Source organism: Alteromonas sp. MTD1 (assembly GCF_042848195.1).
Taxonomy (GTDB): domain Bacteria; phylum Pseudomonadota; class Gammaproteobacteria; order Enterobacterales; family Alteromonadaceae; genus Alteromonas.
In genome coordinates this window covers 76,287-94,620 of the sequence record NZ_BTGG01000011.1, presented here as the reverse complement: position 1 = coordinate 94,620, position 18,334 = coordinate 76,287, and the positions used below count along the sequence as shown (strand labels likewise).

At 44.9% G+C, this 18,334-nt stretch carries 12 protein-coding genes; 6 read left to right on the top strand and 6 right to left on the bottom strand.

Translation table 11 applies throughout. The annotated features are described in order from the left end of the window. Window positions 1–109: 109 nt before the first annotated feature. Complete coding sequence (locus tag ACGHAV_RS15270; protein WP_390382507.1) at window positions 110–3,445, bottom strand: amidohydrolase family protein; 3,336 nt, start codon at window positions 3,443–3,445, stop codon at window positions 110–112. A gap of 271 nt (window positions 3,446–3,716) precedes the next feature. Here ACGHAV_RS15270 and ACGHAV_RS15265 point away from each other — a divergent pair, with 271 nt between their 5' ends. Further along, window positions 3,717–5,888, top strand: coding sequence for a molybdopterin oxidoreductase family protein (locus tag ACGHAV_RS15265; protein ID WP_390382675.1), 2,172 nt, complete (start codon window positions 3,717–3,719; stop codon window positions 5,886–5,888). A gap of 93 nt (window positions 5,889–5,981) precedes the next feature. On the opposite strand, the gene gorA is transcribed toward ACGHAV_RS15265, so the two are convergent. The 5 genes from gorA to ACGHAV_RS15240 all read right to left on the bottom strand — a co-directional run bounded on the left by gorA (window position 5,982) and on the right by ACGHAV_RS15240 (window position 12,052). After that, a complete protein-coding gene (gene gorA / locus ACGHAV_RS15260; RefSeq protein WP_390382504.1) occupies window positions 5,982–7,331 on the bottom strand; it encodes a glutathione-disulfide reductase in 1,350 nt (449 codons plus the stop codon). 236 nt (window positions 7,332–7,567) lie between these two features. Continuing rightward, the gene (locus tag ACGHAV_RS15255; RefSeq protein ID WP_390382501.1) at window positions 7,568–8,899 is read right to left on the bottom strand and encodes a response regulator; all 1,332 of its coding nucleotides are present in this window, start codon (window positions 8,897–8,899) and stop codon (window positions 7,568–7,570) included. A gap of 63 nt (window positions 8,900–8,962) precedes the next feature. After that, window positions 8,963–10,627, bottom strand: a complete 1,665-nt coding sequence (locus ACGHAV_RS15250) for an ATP-binding protein (protein ID WP_390382498.1) — start codon at window positions 10,625–10,627, stop codon at window positions 8,963–8,965. Window positions 10,628–10,637: 10 nt separating this feature from the next. Next, window positions 10,638–11,468, bottom strand: a complete 831-nt coding sequence (locus ACGHAV_RS15245; protein ID WP_390382495.1) for a phosphate/phosphite/phosphonate ABC transporter substrate-binding protein — start codon at window positions 11,466–11,468, stop codon at window positions 10,638–10,640. Between the two features lie 23 nt (window positions 11,469–11,491). After that, window positions 11,492–12,052, bottom strand: a complete 561-nt coding sequence (locus ACGHAV_RS15240) for a response regulator (RefSeq protein ID WP_390382492.1) — start codon at window positions 12,050–12,052, stop codon at window positions 11,492–11,494. A gap of 213 nt (window positions 12,053–12,265) precedes the next feature. Between ACGHAV_RS15240 and prlC the strand changes: the two genes are divergently transcribed. From prlC to ubiB, 5 genes are all read left to right on the top strand, one after another. Beyond that, window positions 12,266–14,302 carry an oligopeptidase A gene (gene prlC / locus ACGHAV_RS15235; RefSeq protein WP_390382489.1) on the top strand — a complete coding sequence of 679 codons (2,037 nt, stop codon included), beginning with the start codon at window positions 12,266–12,268 and terminating at the stop codon, window positions 14,300–14,302. 6 nt (window positions 14,303–14,308) lie between these two features. After that, window positions 14,309–14,998, top strand: coding sequence for a DNA-3-methyladenine glycosylase I (locus tag ACGHAV_RS15230; protein WP_390382486.1), 690 nt, complete (start codon window positions 14,309–14,311; stop codon window positions 14,996–14,998). A gap of 69 nt (window positions 14,999–15,067) precedes the next feature. Then, a complete protein-coding gene (gene ubiE, locus ACGHAV_RS15225; RefSeq protein ID WP_390382481.1) occupies window positions 15,068–15,853 on the top strand; it encodes a bifunctional demethylmenaquinone methyltransferase/2-methoxy-6-polyprenyl-1,4-benzoquinol methylase UbiE in 786 nt (261 codons plus the stop codon). Then, entirely contained in the window at window positions 15,853–16,488 is a 636-nt protein-coding gene (locus ACGHAV_RS15220; protein WP_390382478.1) for an SCP2 domain-containing protein, read from the top strand. Before ubiE ends, ACGHAV_RS15220 begins: the two co-directional genes overlap by 1 nt. A gap of 13 nt (window positions 16,489–16,501) precedes the next feature. Next, window positions 16,502–18,133, top strand: coding sequence for a ubiquinone biosynthesis regulatory protein kinase UbiB (ubiB, locus tag ACGHAV_RS15215; RefSeq protein ID WP_390382475.1), 1,632 nt, complete (start codon window positions 16,502–16,504; stop codon window positions 18,131–18,133). Window positions 18,134–18,334: the final 201 nt, after the last annotated feature.

Genomic DNA, 18,334 nt, shown 5'->3' with positions numbered 1-18,334 from the left:
CCGTCTTACTATCGCTAGTATAAAAGTACTAGCGTTACACCTATAAAAAAGCCAGTGAGCTATGCTTCACTGGCTTTTTTGTGCGTTTTCTACCTAAGGCTTTTAAGGCCTAGTGCTCCCAATGATAGTGATGCGCTTTCGCTTCCACTTCATCTGCGGTTTGCTGAGGCATAAAGGTAGCATTGTCTTGCTCGAAGAAGAACGGCTTACGGGTTTTCTTGCTGCCCACTTCGTTCATGGTTGCCGACTCGTAAACACGTCCATTAAGTACGGTGTACTCAACGTATTCACTTTTCTTGATGTCGCTTAATACATCGCCGTCGATAACCACTAAGTCTGCCAATTTACCCTTTTCGATACTGCCAATATCTTTGCCCATACCAAGGTGCTTCGCGCCGTCAATGGTGCCACCACGCAGTGCTTCCCACGCACTAAAGCCGCCTTGCTCCATGATCCAAAGTTCCCAATGTGCAGCAAGACCTTCACGTTGACCGTGCGCACCAATGTGAACACTTACGCCATTGTCGCGAAGCTCTTTCGCGTAGGCTGCTACATTTTGGTGATTGTACTGGTTTTCTGGTGCTGTTGGTCTGCGAATAGCACGTCTATCCAAAATGGTTGAAGGGGTATAACGCAGTAAGCGTGGGTTTTTCCATACTTCTGTTTTGTCGTACCAATATTCTTCACCCATCATGCCGCCGTACGACACAACAAACGTTGGCGTGTAACCAAATTCGGTAGCACGCCAAAGTTGGGTAACATCGCTGTAGCCTTTTTCAACAGGAATACTGTGCTCAAGACCGGTGTGACCGTCTACAAGCATAGTTAGGTTCTGCTGAAGCTTACCACCACCCTCTGGCACTACCATCATTTCTTGGTGTTTTGCTGCCCACAGTACCTGTTGACGCTGGTCGCGACGAGGCTGGTTGTAGCTTTTCACCGAAATAGCGCCGGCGTCTTTTAAGCGCTCAACATGGAAATACGCATCTTCGTAGTTGTTAATGATGGCTTTATACCCAAGACCTTCTGCACCGTACAAAATGGTACCGGTTGAATAAATACGAGGGGCAACAATGTCGCCTTTACGCTGTAATTCAGAGGCAGCAAAAATCTCGGTTGTATCGTTAGACGGGTCGTGAATAGTGGTTACACCAAACGACACATTTGAATACTGACTCCAGTTTTGCTGTGGAATAATTTCGTTTCGACCCTGCGAACCGTGTGCGTGTGTGTCTACCAGCCCAGGAATAATGGTTTTACCGCTGGTATCAATTTGCATAGCGTCGTCGGGAATTTTAACTTCGCCGCGCTTGCCTACGGCTTCAATGCGGTTGTCTTTAATTAATACTACGCCATCTTCAATCACTTCTTGCGTATTGTCGGCGTCGCGCATAGTAACTACTTTGCCGCCTACAAGCGCTTTATAACCCGATGGCTTATCTGCTTTGGTACTGAAAGACAAATCAATACCTTCAGCCACAGGCTCTGGAAGTGTTTCTGGTGCGCCTTCTACAAAAGCAAAAGCTTCGTCTAGCGAACGTTTATAAAGTGTTGGGCCATTAAACCAGCTTACCGTTTTGTTATCTGGCGACCACGTTAGGTATTCACCAGCACGACTTGAAAGTTGGGTAACCGGCAGCGATGTCATGTTCGGCCCAATGGTAATCTTTTTACCATTTTCAACAAACGGTGCTACGTAGGTTTTAAATTGATACACAAACGCAACCCACTTTTTATCGTGTGAAAGTTTGTACTCACTTACCTTGGTTGAGCCGTAAAGGTGCGTGCGTTTGTCATTGCCTTGTAAGTTAACGCTCGAAAGTTGAGTTTCATAATACGCAGCGCCGCCAGCCGATTCAGTGAAGTAAACGCGGTCACCATCACCCGCAAAATGCGCGTTGTAACCACCTTCGGTCACTTTGTTAACGGTATCTTCTTCAAGGTCAGCCACATAGATGCCAGGCTCCACTGAATATTTAGGATCAAGCAAGTAGCCGCCGGTAAACTTGCGGAAAACGACCTTTTCTCCATCGGCAGAAAACGACGGCTCAATGTAATGGCCAGGCTGTGATGAAATGACTTTGCCCTTACCACCGCGTGCAGACACAACGCGAACGCTACCTAGGTTTTGGTCGTTCCACGTGGTGTAAACAATCTTCTTACCGTCGTTAGAAAAACGTGGGTAATATTCGTCGTGGTCGTTCTGTTTAGTGAGGCGTTTAATTTTGCCCGACTTTACATCGCGCACATAAAGCTTACCTAATGCTTGGAATAAAACCGTTTTGCCGTTTGGCGACATTTGAGACCAGCGAATCATTCGTACATCAAATTCGTCAGGCGCTACATCCACATCGAATCGCAGTGCATCAGCGTACTTCACAGTACCTTCAACATTAATATTAATGGTGTTTGTGGTTTTGTCTTTAATGTCGATGGCGTGGAACTTACCGCCAGTCCAATAAACAATTTTAGCGCTATCTGGCATCCAGTCGAAATACGCAAAATAGCCTTCTGAGCCGAAGCCTTCCTGCATATCACGCTCAAGCTCAAGGGTGAGTGGTGTTTCAACGCCCGTTTTTACATCTTTGATAAATAGGGCTGTACGGTCTTTAACACGGCGGACAAAGGCAACGTACTTACCGTCTGGCGATGGAGTAGGCACTACTGCGCCACCTGTACCGCTAATGTAGCGACTTTCTTCACCAGTTTCACGGTCGTATCGAGTAACCGCAAAAATACCCTCAAGTGGGTCGCGGTTATATTCAAAACGCGCGCCGGGTACTGTGTTTTCCGTGAAATAGATATATTTTCCGTCAGGCGAAAATACAGGGTCAGCAATGTTCTGCTGGTCGCGCTTACCGTTGTTACGCGCTTTTATTTGAAGGCCATCACCGCCTGATTTGTGGTACATCCAAATTTCACCAGCAGGAATGCTGCGGCTAGACATAATACCTTTCGTTACCACCAAATATTCACCGTCTGGGCTCCATTTAGGCGAGTGAATTAGGTTGCTCTTCTCTTTTGTTACTTGGCGTAGGTTCGAACCGTCAATGTCCATTACCCAAATATTGCTAAGCCCGTCGCGGTCTGACACAAACGCAATCTGTTTGCCGTCTGGAGAAATAGCAGGGTGAATGTTCCAAGCAAAATCTTGAGTGATTGGGGTGGCTTTACCGCCTGCGGTATCAACCTTGTACAAGTCGCCCAGCATATCGAACACCATAAATTTGCCATTTGGTGCAATATCTAGGCTAGACCACGTGGTTTCTGTTGTATTAATGGTGACTTCGTTGAGTGAATAAGGCGGGTTAGTCACTTCCCAATTCTCGACGTCGTATTCCGATTGTGTTTCTGTCTCGGCTGACACAACAAACGGTGCAATTGCACTTAAGCTTAGTGCGCTTGCTAACGCAGCGGTTAGCAAGTTCTTAGATGTTTTGATCATAGTGGTGGTTCCAAACACTTTATTTATTGTTTTCTTGCTTGTACTTTTATTATTTGAATAACAGTATGCCTTATCTCCACTCAACTCAATGTAAGCGTGGCATTGTGTAATATCTTACCGTAAAGCTTCATACACATTGCGATAATGCGATTGTATGTACGATTTAAGCGCCTAATGCGCACACCATCACTTTCAATGATGCTTGTCTATTACAGCAATAATCGCTACTTTCATAACAAGATATTAACAAGTGACTTGTGTGAGAACTACCGTGAGCAACGCCGAACAACAATTGCATTATTCTACCTGTACGCTTTGTGAAGCCATGTGTGGCATTGAGGTAGCAACAAAGGGCCGTCAAATATTGTCAATAAAAGGGGATAAAGATAACCCTTTTAGCCAAGGTTATATTTGCCCGAAAGCCAGTGCGTTGAAAGATTTGTACGACGACCCCGATCGTTTAAAGCGTCCTGTTAAAAAAGTGAGGCTTGAAGGAGGCGAGAGCGCATGGCAAGAGATCACGTGGGATGAGGCGTTTGATTTAGTTGCGAATAATTTGCATAGCATACAGCAAGCTCATGGCAACAATGCGGTAGGCGTATATTTAGGTAACCCTAATGCACACAATATGGGGTCGATATTGTTTGGGCCGTATTTCTACAGGGCGCTTAAATCGCATAACCGGTATTCCGCTACGTCTGTTGATCAGTTACCGCATCATATTGTGAGCAGAAGGCTGTTTGGTCATATTTCACAAATTCCAATTCCCGACATCGACCACACCCAGCACTTTATGATTATTGGCGGAAATCCGCTGGCATCGAACGGCAGCATTATGACAGTGCCAAACGTGAAAAAGCGTTTAAAAGCCATTCAAAAGCGAGGCGGGAAAGTGGTGGTTATCGACCCTAAGCGCAGCGAAACCGCCGACATAAGCTGCGAGCATCATTTCATTCGCCCGGGAAGCGACGTATTACTTTTGCTGGCAATGCTGCATGTGCTGTTTGAAAAGCAGCTACATAAAATGGATGCAATAATGCCTTATGCCGAAGATATTAAAGAGGTAGAAAATTACGTTAAGGCGTATTCTCCGCAAAAAGTGAGCGAAGCTACGGGAATTCCGGCTTCACACATTACGCAGTTAGTTACCGACTTCTGTGATGCCGATTCCGCAGTTTGCTATGGCAGAATGGGGGCAAGCGTGCAGGCATTTGGCACGCTAACGCAGTACCTAATCATGCTGTTTAATATGCTTACCGGAAACTTAGATAAGCGAGGTGGCATGATGTTCACGCAGCCAGCCGCCGACGTGCTTCCAGTATCAGGTAAAGGCAGTATGGGTGGGTTTACTTCTCGCGTAAGGGGGCTTCCTGCATTTGCCGGCGAGTATCCGGTGGCCTGCTTGGCCGAAGAAATACTTACCCCAGGCGAAGGCCAAATTAAAGCCATGGTGATTGGTGCGGGCAACCCAGTGGTTACAACGCCAAATGCAGAGCAACTCGACAAAGCATTCTCTGAACTCGACTTTATGGTAGCGGTAGATTTCTACGTTACCGAAACTTCTCGCCATGCCGATGTCATACTTCCTCCGGTGACTGCGTTAGAACGCGACCATTACGACATTGTATTTCACAACTTTGCGGTACGTAATTTTGCTACTTATTCTGAAGCGGTAGTGGAAACAGATGAAGACCAGCTGACCGATTGGCAAATTTACTTGTCTTTAGCCGAGCGGTTAGATGCATTAAATGGAAAAAACACAGCACACTACGCGGAACTTTGGGATAAGCAACCTAAAGGTGTGGTAGACGATTTACTACAAGCTGGGTTGTATGGCGGTAAACCAGGTAATACCGTCGAAAGCTTAGCGCAAGGACTTTCACTTGAGAAGTTAAAAGCACACCCCCACGGCATTGATTTAGGGCCGCTTCAACCGTCTTTACCCAACGCGTTGTTCCATGAAGATAAGAAAATACATTTAGATTTTGATTACTTTATGTCGGACTTAGGCAGAGTGAATGCGCGGTTTTTTGATGCCGAGAATCAAGAAGAATCATTGGTCTTAATAGGGCGTAGGCATATTAAAACTAATAACTCGTGGCTGCATAACAGCCCAAGAATGGTGAAAGGAAACAATCGCTGTACTTTGCAGCTTCATCCCGATGATGGCGCTACGCACGGTATTGAAGATGGTGATGAGGTGCGTGTTACATCGCGCGTAGGGCAGCTAAGTATAGAGGCCGAAATTACCGATGCCATTATGCCGGGCGTGGTGTCCATACCTCATGGTTGGGGGCACAACAAGAAAGGTATAAAGCTCTCTGTGGCAAGCCAAACTCCTGGAGTTAATACCAATATTCTTACCGACGATTTACAAGTTGATGAGCTGTCGGGAAATGCAGTGCTTAATGGCGTGCCGGTTAAACTAGAAAAGGTTAGCTAAGCAGAATAAAACAACCGGGCTTTACTTAAGAATAAACCCCGGTTGTTTTAATCAGAACTTCGGTTAATAAACGTGTATTAGCTAGGTACCCTTTTAGGTCATAGTGACGAACTCTTCACCACTGGTTGGGTGTATCGCAACACAAGCGTCGAAGTCTGATTTTGTGGCACCCATTTTAATGGCAACCGCAAAGCCTTGCAGAATTTCATCCATGCCATGACCTATGCCGTGTAGGCCAACCACTTTCTCATCTTTACCAACACATACCAGCTTCATTTTGGTCATTTGGCGATGGCGCGTTACGGCGGTGTACATAGATGCAAAGCTAGACGTGTACACTTTTACGTTGTCTTCGCCGTGCTCTTCTATTGCCTCACCTTCGGTTAAACCAATTGTACCAATAGGTGGATGACTAAATACCACGGTAGGTATTTGCGAGTAGTCCATGTGTGCATCTTTCTGCCCATTGAATAAGCGCTCGCTTAATAGGCGGCCCGCTTTAACGGCAACAGGGGTAAGCTCTGCCTCACCGGTGATATCGCCAACAGCATAAACGTTTTTGGCAGTCGTGTTTTGATACTTGTCGACCTTCACTGTGCCATTGTCGTTAAGCTCAACGTCGGTGTTTTCAAGGCCGATTTTATCGGTTGATGGCTCGCGACCAATAGCCCACACAAGGCAATCTGCTTTTAGTACTTCGCCATTGGTTAGATAAACTGATAGTTCACCGTCATCGGCTTTTTCCACTTTCTCAACGCTTGCGTGCGTATGCAGTTTAGGGCCTTCGGCGTTTATCATGTCTACCAAGGTTTCATGAATAATAGGGTCAAAGTTACGAAGCGGTGCATGCTTTCTTACCACAAGATGTGCTTCTGTGCCCAATGCGTGTAGAACACCCGCAAGTTCAACACCTATATAGCCTGCACCCACTACCACCGCGCGTTTGGGTTGCTGCTTAAGTGCAAAGAAACCGTCTGAATCGATGCCGTATTCAGCACCTTCAATATTTGGAAAAACAGGGCGGCCGCCAACGGCGATAGTAATATGATCGGCGGTATATTGCTTGCCATCAACTTCAACGGTGTTGTTGTCGATGAACTTAGCAAAACCTCGAATTAGCGTTACGTCGTTTGCAGTAAGCACGCGATCGTAGGAGGCATGAATGCGTTCAATGTATGCCTGGCGACTGGCAATTAGTCCTTCCCAACTGAAGTGGTTTAGCGAGACATCAAACCCATATTCTGGCGCGTAGCGGTGTATTGCTTCGGCCACTTGCGCACCGTACCACATAGCTTTTTTGGGAACGCACCCTACATTTACGCAGGTACCGCCAATATCTTTTGCTTCAATAATTGCTGCTTTCTTGCCGTGCTTGGCTGCTCGGTTTGCTGACGCAATACCGCCGCTTCCACCACCAATACTGATATAGTCAAAATGTTCCATTTAAAACGCCTTTTCTGTGGATTGGGCAAGAGCTTGGTTTCACGTGATTGGCTTGTGACGTGCTAAACAAAAAGCCCTGCTGCACGCGTTTGACGCGCTAATTAATCATATATCCACAAGACCGACATTGGCATGTGAATATTTCAATGTATATGATCATGGGGGTGACGCTTGTTAAAACAACACCAACGAACTAAATGTAAACGTAGCTTACGATCAATAGCTCATAGCCATTTTCAATCGGCGTGCTTTGACAGCTCATTTTGGTCATTGGTTTCTTTTGCCGTCTGTGGCTCTACTTGTATACTGAATGCCTTGCCACGCTCTTCTTCAAAATGAATAAGTTTGTGAATGGTTGCGTCAGTAAAAACATGCCCTTCTGGCAGAATTAATATGTGACTGTCGTTGTAAAGGTTTTGCGCTAAAACCATTCCTGCTTTTAACTGAGTTGCTTTCATGGATGTGTGCAGGAGCGTGCTGGTGGTAACGTCTTCAGCTTCCAATAACAAGTCTAAAAACTCGCCATCATAACGCGTGTTGCGATGTTTCTTCATCTCAAGCTTGGCGTCACGAGGTGATAGTTCAATACCGCTTAAACGGCCGGTTACCAAGCGCCAGTAGTCACGCGCTATTGCTAAAATACGGGCACCTGCAGGAATTTCTTTAGCCACTTTTTTGTATAGCCCTGAACCATTATAATGTTCGAATTGATATTCAATAATGTCAGACACACCATGTAGTTCATGAGCGGGAGCCAGTATAAGTGCGGCTTGCTTTGTCTGTGTTAGATAATCTTGCTGTTGTTGATATTTTAATTTTGCGAAGGGCGCAAGAAAGTCCTCTGTTTTAAGGCCAAGCAAACCAAGCTCACAAATTAACCCTGCATAGCGAACGAGTTTAATTTCTTCTTTGCTTAACCGTGCAATGCGCGCCAATTTTCCCGCAAGCTCACTCACCTCAATGGCGAATTTCCCATTAATGTGTGGGTTAATACTGATTACGTTAAACAAAACCTGCTCCATTGCAAGGTTGTGTTTTTCAATTTTTTGCAGCGCCGCTTTAATTTGGCGCGTGCGTTTATGCACCATCTGCTCTAGTTGTGTATTAACGTCTTTCAGCTTTTTATTTTGTAAGCGTGTTAACTTCTGTAGCCTCTCATTTTCCGCTTTTAGTTTTACTCGTTCTAGCCCTTCTTCAACCACGCGAATGAGTTCTTGATTATCCCAGGGCTTTTGAAGATAGCGGTGAATTTTACCTTCGTTAACTGCTTTTATCGTTGATTCAATATCAGCGTATCCCGTTAACACCACGCGAAAAGTATCCGGGTATAGCTTCGCGACCTGTTCAAGTAGTTGGGCTCCCGACATTTGAGGCATTTTCATATCTGAAATAACCACGTGCACGTCGTTGGTACTAAGTAACTCGAGTGCCTTTTCGCCGCTGTCTGCAAGCAGTAGCGTGATGTCCATAGTGAAAAGCGCACGCTTTATAGCGCGAAGGATATTTGGCTCATCATCCACAAATAGCACTGTGTATGTTGCCTTCTTATCAGCTTTCAACTCTGTCATAAATACATATCCTTTATTAGCATCATGCTCGCGTTAATTTTTCCGCGGTATTGAAAAGCATGTTTATTGCTCCTCAGCATTTTCATCTTCTTCCTTTACCAGTGGCAGTGACAATGTAAAACAGCTGCCGTCGCCTTCTTTACTTTCAGCAAACAAGGTTCCACCATGCTCTTGCGCAATACCGAACGAAATAGATAGTCCCAACCCTGTTCCTTGGCCTTCAGGTTTGGTTGTGAAAAACGGATTAAAGAGCTTATCCAAATGGCTGGCAGGTATGCCACATCCCGAGTCTTCTACACGAAGCTCAAGGTGATCCCCGACCGTGCAGGTGGTTATAATAATTGTGCCGTGCTTGCCAGTACTCTCGATAGCCTGACCTGCGTTAATCAATAAGTTTGTAATTACCTGAGAGATTTTGCCGACATTCATCGATATATCAGGTACGTTACTCAAATGCGTCTCAACGGTGCATGTGTATTTGAGCTGATTGTTCACCATCGCTAATGTTGTGCGTACACAGTCATTAATGTTGTGCAAATGCATTTCGTCACTGTCTACTCGCGAAAACAGTTTCAGCCCTTTAACTATCTCGGCAACCCTGTGCAAACCTTCTTTTGAGTCTTTTAATAAGTCTGTGATATCATTGTTTACGAAATCGATGTCCTGATTGGCAAGCAGGATTTCCAAGTCTTTAATAGCTTTTTGACGCCGATCCTCGTCTCTTTCTTCCAAAACAGCTTTAAGTTGAGAAAAAACCATTTGATAAGTGGCAACGTACTCGCTTAACGTCGCAATATTACTGCTTACAAAGCCCACGGGGTTATTTATTTCGTGAGCCACCCCTGCGGCAAGCTGACCAATCGACGCCATCTTTTCAGCCTGCAGTAACTGCACTTGAGCTTCTTTTAAATCTTTATTGGTTTCTTCAAGCTGGTAGTTCTTTTTGTGGAGCAGGGCAGTTCTGTCTTGCACTTTTTCTTCTAACAAGGTGTTAAGCTCTTTAAGCTCGTCTTGTATTCGCTGTCTGTGGCTGTACTCCTCTTTTAGACGCTCTACAATGCTATTAAAAGCTTCCGCTAGATCGCTTAGCTCATCTTTTCCTTTTACCTCAATATAGATATCTTGGTAATTATTGTTCTCGACTGCATCACCCAATCGCTGCGCGCCTTGATGAAGTCTTGATAGCTGCGACATTAAATACGAACCTACAGAGTAAGAAAGCAGTCCAATAAGAATGAATTCAAGGAGAGCAAGCAAGAGTGTCCAGCTTCGTACGCGCGAGACGGATTCGGTATTAGATGCAATGTTTAACCCTAGTTCAACGAAGCCATAAACAGTGTTGTTTACCATAATAGGGGCGCGAGTGTCGTAGACACCATCTGTTGATTCTGTGGCTGCTGTTTCTTGAACGAAACCTTCGCTTGATAAGTCTGTATTGCTCTTTTCAACAAACACCTTGCCGTTTTTATCAATAACGCGAACGTAAGCAATATTGGGGTTGGTAAGAATCTCTGTTACATCTGCATCAAGCGCTGAAATATCATAGCTTAGAAAGGCATTTTTCGTAGTTGATACAAAAAGCGCTACGGTGGTGTCTGCCGATTTTTTTACACTGTTATCAACTAAGTCGTTGAGCAGTTGAAATACAGTAATGATTAGCACCAATAGCAGAAGAGCTGCTATGGAGGCTATGCCTGTAATGGTTTTCGTTCGTAAAGACAGTCGCATGGTTACCCACTCAAATTTTAGGCCGAGATAATGATACAATCCCCAGCGCTCTTACATCGTCCCAATCACTATCGCTTGATTGAATAAAACCGTTGAACCCTAATCCCTCTAGAACCCATGACTTGCTGGTGTCGTCCGATATTGCTATTAATGCTTTAAGGATAGCCTCTCTGTGGTTTTGCGCCATGTTAGGGTGCGTTGCCAGCGCATGTGGTGTGTAACCATTGCTTTCCCACAGCACGGTCAGTGCTTCATTAACATCATCAGGTACTGCATCTAGCGTGCGTAGAATACCGCCGCCGCTTTGAAAGAAGCCCTTCTTCACGGCTAGATAGACTGAGTCGTGAGATTTCACATAACGAGGAATAAAGTTGATGTTTCGTTTCCTGAGTTCTGCTTGAGTGATAATGGTTGCGGCAAATGCTGCCGGAGCCGGAAAGGCCATTTCAGTGCCGTTTAAATCTTCAAGCGAAGTAATATCGCTATCTTTGCGTGTAACAATAATGCCCTTAATAACTTTATTCTTTTGGCGAGCCAATGCTTTGTAGCCAACAGCATCGCTAAACGCTACAAAGTGATAGGGATTCATATACGCAATATCGTATTTTCCCTCGGCCAGGTTGTTTTCGAAAGTAGGGATGTCTTTGGCTGTCTGAAATTCGATATTTAGCCCAGAGTATTCTGAAATATAGTGAATAAGCGGCTGCCACCGCTCTACCATTTTTTTAGCCGACTGTTGCGGAACCACCCCTAGCGTTAATGTTGTTGTCGTATTGCTCGCCATTGTTGCTGAAGAGAACAACAATATAAAAAGGCAAATTTGGTGTCGAAATACTTGCATATACCGCTCCTTGTTTTGGCGTTTTACATCGACATGTATTGTTCTAAAACCATGGTCAAATCATGATTTGAAAATGGTTTTTGTAAGGTTGCATCGGCACCTAAATCCAGTGCTCTCTCAAGACTTATGTGATCTAGCGCTGAAATGACAACAATTTTCAGATCTTTGTATTTGTCTTGTTTGCGCGTGAAATCAATAACGCTGTAACCGTCCATGCCCGGCATGCTCAAGTCAAGCGTCATGATTTTGGGCTGATACTGGCTTAACATTATGCCAGCCTGAAAACCGCCGATAGCGATGTGGCTTTCATAGCCGGCGCGCCGCGCAACGCGTTGAATCGATTTGGCCAATGGCATTTCGTCATCTACAATCAGGATAGAAGGGTTTGCTGTGCTTTTTAGGGCATCAGGTATAGGCATGTCGTGACGCTCTAAAAACTCAATAAAGTCTTCAACGAGTACTCGGTTGTTTCCTCTACCGGGCAGCTTAAAACCTTTTAACTTTCCACTTTCTATCCATCTGATTACGGTACGCAGGTTAACATCGCAATATTCAGCGATTTCGCCCGAGGTTAATGTTTTCATAACTTAGCCTTGAAGAAGAATTGACCAAATTATAGTTGCAGATCCCGCATGAGACAAAGTAGACAAAAGGATTAAATGTGACAATTGCGACATTTTTAATGTTGAAAAGGGGCGAATTTAGAAGAAGCGGCGCTTAATTCAGGCCAATCGCAACTTGTATTTAACTTGGCAAGCCCCATCATAAATGTAAACAAAAGTTAAGAGTGACCGAATATGACAACACCCGCAATTGAATTAGTAGATGGACTACCTCTTTTTTCTTCTATTGATGCTCAATCAATAAAGCCTGCAATTGAAAAAGCAATAACGCAGTGTAAGCAAGAAATTGAAGACGTGGTGGCGTCAAAAGACTATTCGTACAGCAATCTGGTTCACCGTTTGGAAGAGTCGGACGATAGATTAAGCAAAATGTTCTCTCCTGTGTCACATATGAACAGTGTAGTCAGTAGTGATGAACTGCGCGAGGCGCACGACGCATGTTTGCCGTTGCTTTCAGAATATGGCACATGGGTAGGTCAGCATGAAGGGCTCTACAATGCGTATACTGAACTAAAACAGTCTGATGAGTTTTCAGGTCTGTCTGAAGAGCAGCAAAAAGTAGTAGAAAATGCCGTGCGTGATTTCACGCTATCTGGTGTTGCCCTTCCAAAAGAGGAAAAGGAACGCTTTGCACAGATTCAAGCCAAACTCAGTGAATTGTCATCAACATTTTCTAATAATGTAATGGACGCCACGATGGGCTGGACCAAGCACGTTACTGATAAAACGCTGCTTACCGGCATGCCTGAGTCGGCGCTAGATGCCGCAGCGCAAGCTGCTCATCAAAAAGACTTACAGGGCTATCTATTCACTTTGGATATTCCTTCTTATCTTCCTGTAATGCTATACGCCGATAATCGTGAATTGCGAGAGGAAATGTACCGTGCTTACGCTACTAAAGCCTCTGAGCAAGGCCCTAATGCAGGGAAGTGGGATAACACTGAAATTATCAAAGAAACGTTGGCACTGCGCACAGAACTTGCCGAGCTATTGGGCTTTTCTACTTACGCTGAGCGCTCATTGGCTACGAAAATGGCTGACTCTACCGAGCAGGTAATTACCTTTTTGCGCGACTTAGCGTCGCGCTCTAAGCCTCAAGCAGAGAGAGAGCTAGAAGAAGTTCGCGCTTATGCAAAAGACACTCATGGCGTGAGCGAATTGGCAGCATGGGATTTGCCTTACTTCAGTGAAAAACTGAAACAAGAAAAATACACTATCTCAGATGAAATGCTGCGCCCTTACTTCCCTGAAAACAAAGTATTGTCTGGCCTGTTTGAGGTAGTGCATCGCTTATACGGCTTGAAAATAGCTGAGCAGCCTGGTGTTGATACATGGCACAAAGACGTGCGCTATTTTACGATTACCGACGACAGCGACGTTATGCGCGGCAGCTTTTATCTTGATTTATATGCACGAGCTAAAAAGCGTGGCGGTGCATGGATGGATGAATGTCGTGTACGCCGTGAACTAGCCAACGGTGAACTGCAGTTACCTGTTGCCTATCTTACCTGTAATTTCAACGCACCTGTTGGCGACAAACCTGCGCTGTTTACTCACGATGAGGTAGTAACCTTATTCCATGAGTTCGGTCACGGTATTCACCACATGCTGACAAAAATGAAAGCGGCCGGCGTATCGGGTATCAATGGCGTACCGTGGGATGCTGTTGAGTTACCAAGCCAGTTTTTAGAAAATTGGTGTTGGGAGGAAGACGCGCTTAACTTTATTTCAGGTCACTATGAAACTGGTGAGCCGCTGCCTGCTGATTTACTAGAACGTATGCTAGCGGCTAGAGACTATCAGTCTGCGATGCAAATGGTTAGACAGTTAGAGTTTAGCTTGTTCGACTTTTTACTGCATAGCGAAAAAGGCAGTACGGTTGACGTTCAAGGTACTTTAGATGCCGTTCGTGAAGAAGTTGCTGTGGTAATTCCACCATCGTTTAACCGATTCCAAAACAGCTTTGGCCACATTTTCGCAGGCGGCTATGCAGCAGGTTATTATAGCTACAAGTGGGCTGAAGTATTATCTGCAGATGCATACAGCAAATTTGAAGAAGATGGCATTTTCAACCGCGAAACGGGTAACGCATTTTTAGAAAACATTCTAGAAATGGGGGGAAGCAGAGCGCCGATGGACCTTTTCGTTGCATTTAGGGGGCGCGAGCCGCAGGTAGATGCGCTGTTGCGTCATAGCGGTATAAAAGGCTAGTAAGTAATGGCAGAGTCTTTCCAGTCTATATACCGCCGTGCGTGCGAGCGCAAAGGCGGTGAAAAGGTGCTTGAGGCGATGCTTCAAGCACCGCTTTCAAAGGCACAAATACAGAAAATACCTGACGATCGTTTTCTAGCCGCGATAACAAAAAAAGTGTTTCAGTCGGGGTTTGTATGGCGCGTGATTGAACAAAAGTGGCCTGATTTTGAAACAGTATTCTTTAACTTCGATATTGATAAAGTGCTGTTAATGCCTGATGAGATGTTAGAGCAGAAAGCCACAGATAAACGCATTGTGCGCAACTACAAAAAAGTAATGACGGTGCGCGACAATGCCATAATGATTAAAGATGTTGCGCGAGAGCACGGCAGTTTCGGCAAATTCGTGGCGTCTTTTGAGCCTGAAAATATCACGCATCTTTGGGATTTTCTTAAAAAGCGAGGCGCTCGGTTAGGCGGTAACACCGGACCATATATGTTACGTTCGCTGCGAATAGACACCTTTTTGTTCTCACGTGATGTTGAAGACTACCTAAGAAAGCACGACATTATTGACGGTGGCCTAACGTCTAAAAAGTCATTAACGGCTGCAAACGAGGTGTTTGAAATGTGGCGCAAAGAGAGCGGACGTTCGCTTCAAGAAATAAGCGCCATTCTTGCATTTAGCTGGGGCACCAATAACCGATTGGCATAAAGCTTTTGCTTGCCCCCACAATCCGATACACTTCAGCTTTATAAAAATACTCCACAGAACAGGACTGTCATGAGCGACAATCAGACTTCCGCTACACAAGTAGACAACGCTGCAGAGCAAACCACGCACTTTGGTTTTCAACAAGTTGATAAGGGCCAGAAAGCGTCGCTTGTTGCTAATGTTTTTGATTCGGTTGCGGCAAAGTACGACGTTATGAACGATTTGATGTCGATGGGAGTTCACCGCCTTTGGAAGCGATTTACTATAGATTGTAGCGGTGTGCGTGCAGGCAATAAGGTACTTGATATTGCTGGTGGTACGGGCGACCTAACGGCAAAGTTTTCGCGCTTAGTTGGCCCAACGGGTCGTGTAACACTTGCCGATATTAACTTATCGATGCTAAAAGTAGGGCGAGATAAGCTTCGCGATCGTGGTTTGGTAAGCAACATCGACTATGTGCAGGCCGACGCAGAAGCACTGCCTTTTCCTGATAATCATTTCGATGTAGTGACTATGGCATTTGGCCTACGTAACGTAACCGAAAAGCAAAACGCACTTAATTCAATTTACCGTGTGTTAAAGCCAGGTGGCCGCCTTCTTGTACTTGAGTTTTCAAAGCCAACTTCTGAGCAATTAAGTAAAATCTACGATATGTACTCGTTTCATATTCTGCCAAAAATGGGGCAATTAGTTGCGAACGATGCAGAAAGCTATCAATATCTTGCTGAGAGTATTCGCATGCACCCCGATCAAGAAACGTTAAAGGGCATGTTTGAAACCGCTGGCTTTGAACAGTGTGACTATCAAAATTTAACCGGCGGTATTGTTGCTCTTCACCGTGGATATAAATTTTAATGCCAACCTCTGCGCTGATTTCTGCCACTGTTGAAACCGCGTTGAACAAGCTGCTTTCGTTAGACGACGAAAGCAAGAAGCGTTTGAAAGGGTTAAACGGTGCCAGACTGACTGCTTTTGTTTCGCCATTACCCTATGGCATAACCTTGTCATTTTCCGACCGAATTGATGTGTTGATTGAACAGGAAAGCTTTGATGACGTTGTGAAATCGTTGGGTAGGCAAGACTGCTGCATTAAAACGTCAATGCAAACCCTGCCTGCACTGAAAGAGACCAGCCAACTGACCCGACTTATTCAGCAAAAACAGCTGTTTCTTGAAGGTGAGTTGAATATCGCGCAGCAAGTAAGCGGGCTTTTTCAACAGCTTGATATCGACATTGAAGAATTGTTGGCAAAGAAAACAAATGACGTTTTGGCGCATCAAAGTGTGAAAACAGCGAAGTCAATTCATCACAAATCAGCGGCAGCAATTTCATCCATCGCGCGGGTATTTGGTAATGCCTTGGTAGAAGAAAAAAAGGTAGCGGCACACAAGCTAGCCGTTTTGCACTTTAGCGATGAAGTTAACGCCCTGCGCGATAGCACCGAGCGTTTAGACGCGCGCTTGCGCGCAATGGAAGAAAAATTTAAATAAGCACGGGTTGCACATGCGAATAGTAAGGTTGTATCAAATTAACAAGGTAATGCTTGAGCATGGGTTAGATGAACTCATTCCGGCAAAGTGGCTACCTTGGTATGTGCGTATATTACGATTTGCGATTTTTTGGATCCGCAACAAACACAAAGGAAAGTCGGCAGGCGAACGTATAACGCTTGCACTGCAAAACTTAGGGCCCGTATTTATTAAATTCGGGCAAATGCTGTCTACGCGAAGAGACTTACTTCCGCCTGCTATAGCGAATGAACTTGCAAGGCTGCAAGACAAGGTCCCGCCTTTCTCCTCACAGGCAGCTCAGGCAATAATTAAACAGTCTCTTGAACTTACACATTTATCCGATCTTTTTTCTGAATTCGATGAAACGCCATTGGCGTCGGCTTCAATAGCACAGGTACATGCAGCCAAATTAAAACACAACAATGAAGATGTTGTGGTTAAGGTTTTACGACCAGATATTCGCGATACCATTGTGGCCGATATGGAATTGCTATTTAGCCTAGCTTCAGTTGTGCAACGCTTTTTACCTGACGGCAAAAGGCTACGGCCCATAGAGGTGGTTGTAGAGTACCGCAAAACCATTGTAGACGAGCTGGATTTACTACGTGAAAGTGCTAACGGTATTCAGTTAGGGCGCAATTTTGAGGGATCTGATGCGCTTTATGTGCCCAAGATTTACAGCGACTATTGCAGAAGCAATGTGCTGGTAATGGAACGCATTTACGGCCTCCCTATATCTAATATCGATGCACTTCTTGCGCAGAATACCAATATGAAAAAGTTGGCTGAACGTGGTGTTGAAGTGTTTTTCACCCAAGTGTTTCGCGACAGCTTTTTTCATGCAGACATGCACCCTGGCAATATTTTTGTGTCTACAGAACACCCTGATAATCCAAAATACATTGCGATAGATTTTGGCATTGTGGGTACATTAAACCGCGAAGATAAACGTTATTTGGCGGAAAACTTTATTGCGTTCTTTAATCGAGACTACCGCAAAGTAGCGCAACTTCATGCCGACTCAGGCTGGGTGCCGCAAGATACCAACATCGACGAGTTTGAAATGGCTATACGCACGGTGTGCGAGCCAATCTTCCAAAAGCCTCTTGCTGAGATCTCCTTCGGTAACGTGCTGCTTCAATTATTTAATACGGCGCGTCGTTTCAATATGGTGGTGCAGCCTCAATTAGTATTGCTGCAGAAAACGCTACTTTATGTAGAAGGGCTAGGAAGACAGCTATACCCACAATTAGACTTGTGGAAAACAGCGAAGCCTTTCTTAGAAAATTGGATGAAGGAACAAATTGGCTTCTCGGCCATGATGGGCAAGGTGAAAGATAACTTACCGTTTTGGTCAGAAAAGTTACCTGAAATGCCAGACCTACTTTACGACAGCTTGCAGCAGTTAAAGCGGATGCCATTGCAACAGCAGCGAGCAACAGAAGCATTACTATTGGCACAAAAGCGCACAACTCAGACCACTCACCTTACTGTAGTAGGTGCGACTTTGGTCTTATTGTCTGCTGTATTGCCAATGTATGAATTATCTTGGTATTTCCCAGCTTTTTCGGCGACGTTGGGTGTCATGTTTTGGTTTTTAGCTTGGCGGCATGGCCAAAAATAATTGTGACACCTCGGTGAATTATTTATGAAATCCGCGGTTTATTAATTAATTTGTATATTAATCATCCCGAAGAGTGTTATAGTGCACGTGGCTTTATTGTCAAAGTCTTTAGATAGACGCGATTTTGTATTATTTGCTATATGTTAAAACCGCTCGAGTTACCCGGTAATTTGTTGTAAGTTGTTTGTCCATTCGTAAGTA